The following is a 5,000-nucleotide window of genomic DNA, read 5'->3' on the forward strand; positions in this document are numbered from 1 at the left end:
TCCTTGCCAGAAGGGCGTTGGAGGTGATATGTTTTTGGACTGCGCGCAAGGGGGAAGATCCCGAAGCGAGCAGGCTTACGACGAAGAAGGCGAGAGCCGACGGTGTTGTAAGTTTTCTGAGTCGCTGAGAGGCGACGTTCCGCCGAGAACTCCCGAGAGGGGGAGGAAGCGGAAGCACCTGGACAACTAAAAAGTTTAGGAACTGACGCTTTCACTGCGTCACGGATCAAGGGAGCCTGCACCGCCTGAGAGGGAGGGTGTTGGAGCTTTGATTTTTTAGCTGAGAGATCAGCTAGTGACGGAAATAGCAGTGAAGGTGTGAGGTCCCGTCAAAAAGAAACAAAGCGTGACGCGCCTGTTGGTTAGTTTTTGTTGCCTTCTCACGAGGGAACAGGAGCTGGTGTGCCGATAGGAGAGGCGAGCGCGACCGGATCTGGGATTCGGGAAAGTCAAGAGGAAAGAAATTTCTGAATGCACTCTTTGAAACCTTCTGTCAGAGGAAGGGGCTCCAACTGTGAGACCTGCGCCAGTGGGTTGAAGCGGGTGAGAAGCAATTCAGGTTGAGGCGAAAGCCGATAGGACGTGAACTACAACGGAGAGTTTGATCCTGGCTCAGGATGAACGCTGGCGGCGTGCTTAACACATGCAAGTCGAACGAACCTTCGGGTTAGTGGCGGACGGGTGAGTAACGCGTGAGAATCTGCCCTCAGGAGGGGGATAACGGCTGGAAACGGCCGCTAATACCCCATATGCCGAGAGGTGAAATGAATTTCGCCTGAGGATGAGCTCGCGTCTGATTAGCTAGTTGGTGTGGTAAAGGCTCACCAAGGCTTCGATCAGTAGCTGGTCTGAGAGGATGATCAGCCACACTGGGACTGAGACACGGCCCAGACTCCTACGGGAGGCAGCAGTGGGGAATTTTCCGCAATGGGCGCAAGCCTGACGGAGCAACGCCGCGTGAGGGATGAAGGCCTCTGGGCTGTAAACCTCTTTTATCAAGGAAGAAGATCTGACGGTACTTGATGAATAAGCCACGGCTAATTCCGTGCCAGCAGCCGCGGTAATACGGGAGTGGCAAGCGTTATCCGGAATTATTGGGCGTAAAGCGTCCGCAGGCGGTTTTACAAGTCTGTCGTTAAAACGTGGAGCTCAACTCCATTTCGGCGATGGAAACTGTAAGACTAGAGTGTGGTAGGGGCAGAGGGAATTCCCGGTGTAGCGGTGAAATGCGTAGATATCGGGAAGAACACCAGTGGCGAAGGCGCTCTGCTGGGCCATAACTGACGCTCATGGACGAAAGCCAGGGGAGCGAAAGGGATTAGATACCCCTGTAGTCCTGGCCGTAAACGATGAACACTAGGTGTCGGGGGAATCGACCCCCTCGGTGTCGTAGCCAACGCGTTAAGTGTTCCGCCTGGGGAGTACGCACGCAAGTGTGAAACTCAAAGGAATTGACGGGGGCCCGCACAAGCGGTGGAGTATGTGGTTTAATTCGATGCAACGCGAAGAACCTTACCAGGGTTTGACATCCTGCGAATTCCTTGGAAACTTGGAAGTGCCTTCGGGAGCGCAGTGACAGGTGGTGCATGGCTGTCGTCAGCTCGTGTCGTGAGATGTTGGGTTAAGTCCCGCAACGAGCGCAACCCACGTCTTTAGTTGCCAGCATTAAGTTGGGCACTCTAGAGAGACCGCCGGTGATAAACCGGAGGAAGGTGTGGATGACGTCAAGTCATCATGCCCCTTACATCCTGGGCTACACACGTACTACAATGCTACGGACAAAGGGCAGCAAACTCGCGAGAGCTAGCAAATCCCATAAACCGTGGCTCAGTTCAGATCGTAGGCTGCAACTCGCCTACGTGAAGGAGGAATCGCTAGTAATCGCAGGTCAGCATACTGCGGTGAATACGTTCCCGGGCCTTGTACACACCGCCCGTCACACCATGGAAGTTGGCCACGCCCGAAGTCGTTACTCCAACCCTTGTGGAGGAGGATGCCGAAGGTGGGGCTGATGACTGGGGTGAAGTCGTAACAAGGTAGCCGTACCGGAAGGTGCGGCTGGATCACCTCCTAACAGGGATACAATAACTAATTGTGATGTCTGAGTAATTTATTCTCAGGCCATGATTCTGTCATCTCTAAGGTCGATCGGTACCTCAATTTAAGAATTCAAGATGAACTGAGCAATCAGTTTGGAGATGAAGGTCTTAATTTCAGTTCCTAAACTTTGTCTAGGTCACCCCACAGTGGGTAAAGCCGAGAGCACATGTAATTTAATTATTTGTGTTTGATCTGGCAAGCCGAAAGGCGAGCTAGGTTGCGGCGAGAGCTCCTGGGCCATTAGCTCAGGTGGTTAGAGCGCACCCCTGATAAGGGTGAGGTCCCTGGTTCAAGTCCAGGATGGCCCATTCGTGTTTGGGGGTTTAGCTCAGTTGGTAGAGCGCCTGCTTTGCAAGCAGGATGTCAGCGGTTCGAGTCCGCTAACCTCCATCCAATGATGATGCTCATCCCTCAATCTGTAACTGCAAGTTTTGCAGTAAGGAGTTTTGCTGTGTTTGTGATCTTGACTGTTGTTCGCTGAAGATTTCAGCTTCTTTTCATTCTTAATGAGTTAACCAGATAGTTGGTTAGTAAGTTTGGTTGAAAAGACGCTGGATTCAATCCTGCCCTGGAGACAGGGCTGTTTGAATGTCAGCAGAACCTTGACAACTGCATAGGTAAAGTCTGGAAATAAAGCATCTCATGGATGCTTGATTCCGGCTTAAGTATCATCCAGCAATGGATAGTGCTTAAAGCTGGTATCAAGAAAATTCTATTGAGTTTTTAGAGCCGAGAGCTTCCAGTTTTCTTCTGAGCCCGCCGAGGGTTTGGGAGTTTGATCCTGGCATTCAAACCGCATTAGGTGTTCAAAGAGATTTGAGTATTAAGTGTAGGTGAATCTAGAGAGAATAGGCCTCAACAGCCTGAAGGACTGGGAGTTAAAATTGGTCAAGCTACAAAGGGCTCACGGTGGATACCTTGGCACACAGAGGCGATGAAGGACGTGGTTACCTGCGATAAGTCTCGGGGAGCTGGAAACACGCTTTGATCCGGGAATTTCCGAATGGGGCAACCCTTAGAACGGCCGCCTGAATCCATAGGGCGGCACGAGCCAACCCAGCGAACTGAAACATCTTAGTAGCTGGAGGAAAGGAAAGTAAAAACGACTCCCTGAGTAGCGGCGAGCGAACGGGGAAGAGCCTAAACCGATGCTTCCGAGCATCGGGGTTGTGGGACAGCAACGTGGACCAACAGAGTTAGAAGAAGCGTTTGAATGGCGCGCCACAGAGGGTGAAAGCCCCGTATTCGAAAACAAAGTTGGCCTAGCTGTATCCCGAGTAGCACGGAGCACGTGAAATTCCGTGTGAATCTGCGAGGACCACCTCGTAAGGCTAAGTACTCCTGTGTGACCGATAGCGAAACAGTACCGCGAGGGAAAGGTGAAAAGAACCCCGGGAGGGGAGTGAAATAGAACATGAAACCGTGAGCTTACAAGCAATGGGAGCCCGACTAATCGGGTGACCGTGTGCCTGTTGAAGAATGAGCCGGCGACTTATAGGCACTGGCAGGTTAAACCGGGAATGGTGGAGCCATAGCGAAAGCGAGTCTGAATAGGGCGATCGTCAGTGTTTATAGACCCGAACCCGGGTGATCTAACCATGGCCAGGATGAAGCTTGGGTGATACCAAGTGGAGGTCCGAACCGACTGATGTTGAAAAATCAGCGGATGAGCTGTGGTTAGGGGTGAAATGCCAATCGAACCCGGAGCTAGCTGGTTCTCCCCGAAATACGTTGAGGCGTAGCGTCTAGTGCTCCAGCAGGGGGGTAAAGCCACCGTTTCGGTGCGGGCTGCGAGAGCGGTACCAAATCGATACGAACTCTGAATACCCTGTGTGTAACTAGGCAGTCAGACTGTGGGGGATAAGCTCCATGGTCGAAAGGGAAACAGCCCAGACCGCCAGCTAAGGTCCCCAAATCAATGCTGAGTGATAAAGGAGGTGGGATTGCCCAGACAACCAGGAGGTTTGCCTAGAAGCAGCCATCCTCAAAGGAGTGCGTAATAGCTCACTGGTCGAGCGATCCTGCGCCGAAAATGAACGGGGCTAAGCATTGTACCGAAGCTGCGGATTTGAGTCTTAATTGATTCCGATGGTAGGGGAGCGTTCCATGCGGGGTGAAGCGTTAGCGTAAGCGGGCGTGGACTACATGGAAGTGAGAATGTCGGCTTGAGTAGCGAAAACATGGGTGAGAATCCCATGCCCCGAAACCCTAAGGGTTCCTCCGGCAGGCTCGTCCGCGGAGGGTTAGTCAGGACCTAAGGCGAGGCCGAAAGGCGTAGTCGATGGACAACAGGTCAACATTCCTGTACCTGTGATGTTTTGGGAAGGGGGACGGAGAAGGCTAGCCAAGCCAGATGTTGGTTACTGGTCCAAGCGTTCGAGGCGTTGAGAACCGGCGAAAACGGTTTGAGCTGAGGCGTGAGTGCGAGCTGCTACGGCAGCGAAGTTGGTGACGTCATGCTTCCAAGAAAAGCCCTATACCCGTTAAGGCATCATGGCCTGTACCCGAAACCGACACAGGTGGGGTGGTAGAGAATACCGAGGGGCGCGAGGTAACTCTCTCTAAGGAACTCGGCAAAATGACCCCGTAACTTCGGGAGAAGGGGTGCCACCGCAAGGTGGTCGCAGTGAAGAGGCCCAGGCGACTGTTTACCAAAAACACAGGTCTCCGCTAAGTCGCAAGACGATGTATGGGGGCTGACGCCTGCCCAGTGCCGGAAGGTTAAGGAAGCTGGTCAGCGTAAGCGAAGCTGGCGACTGAAGCCCCGGTGAACGGCGGCCGTAACTATAACGGTCCTAAGGTAGCGAAATTCCTTGTCGGGTAAGTTCCGACCCGCACGAAAGGCGTAACGATCTGGGCGCTGTCTCGGAGAGAGGCTCGGCGAAATAGAATTGTCTGTG

At 53.0% G+C, this 5,000-nt stretch carries 2 tRNA genes and 2 rRNA genes (1 of these 4 running past the window's edge); all 4 read left to right on the top strand.

From position 1 onward, the window contains the following. Nucleotides 1-589 precede the first annotated feature (589 nt). Nucleotides 590-2,074, top strand: a 16S ribosomal RNA gene (locus KBY72_RS13775). Between the two features lie 260 nt (nucleotides 2,075-2,334). Next, a tRNA-Ile gene (locus KBY72_RS13780) sits at nucleotides 2,335-2,408 on the top strand. A gap of 9 nt (nucleotides 2,409-2,417) precedes the next feature. Continuing rightward, nucleotides 2,418-2,490, top strand: a tRNA-Ala gene (locus tag KBY72_RS13785). 496 nt (nucleotides 2,491-2,986) lie between these two features. Continuing rightward, nucleotides 2,987-5,000: ribosomal RNA gene (locus KBY72_RS13790) — 23S ribosomal RNA — on the top strand (it continues 870 nt past the right edge of the window). The 16S and 23S rRNA genes sit together here with 2 tRNA genes alongside, the layout of an rRNA operon.

This window comes from Cyanobium sp. BA5m-21, from assembly GCF_024346235.1.
In the GTDB taxonomy this organism is placed as follows: domain Bacteria; phylum Cyanobacteriota; class Cyanobacteriia; order PCC-6307; family Cyanobiaceae; genus Cyanobium_A; species Cyanobium_A usitatum.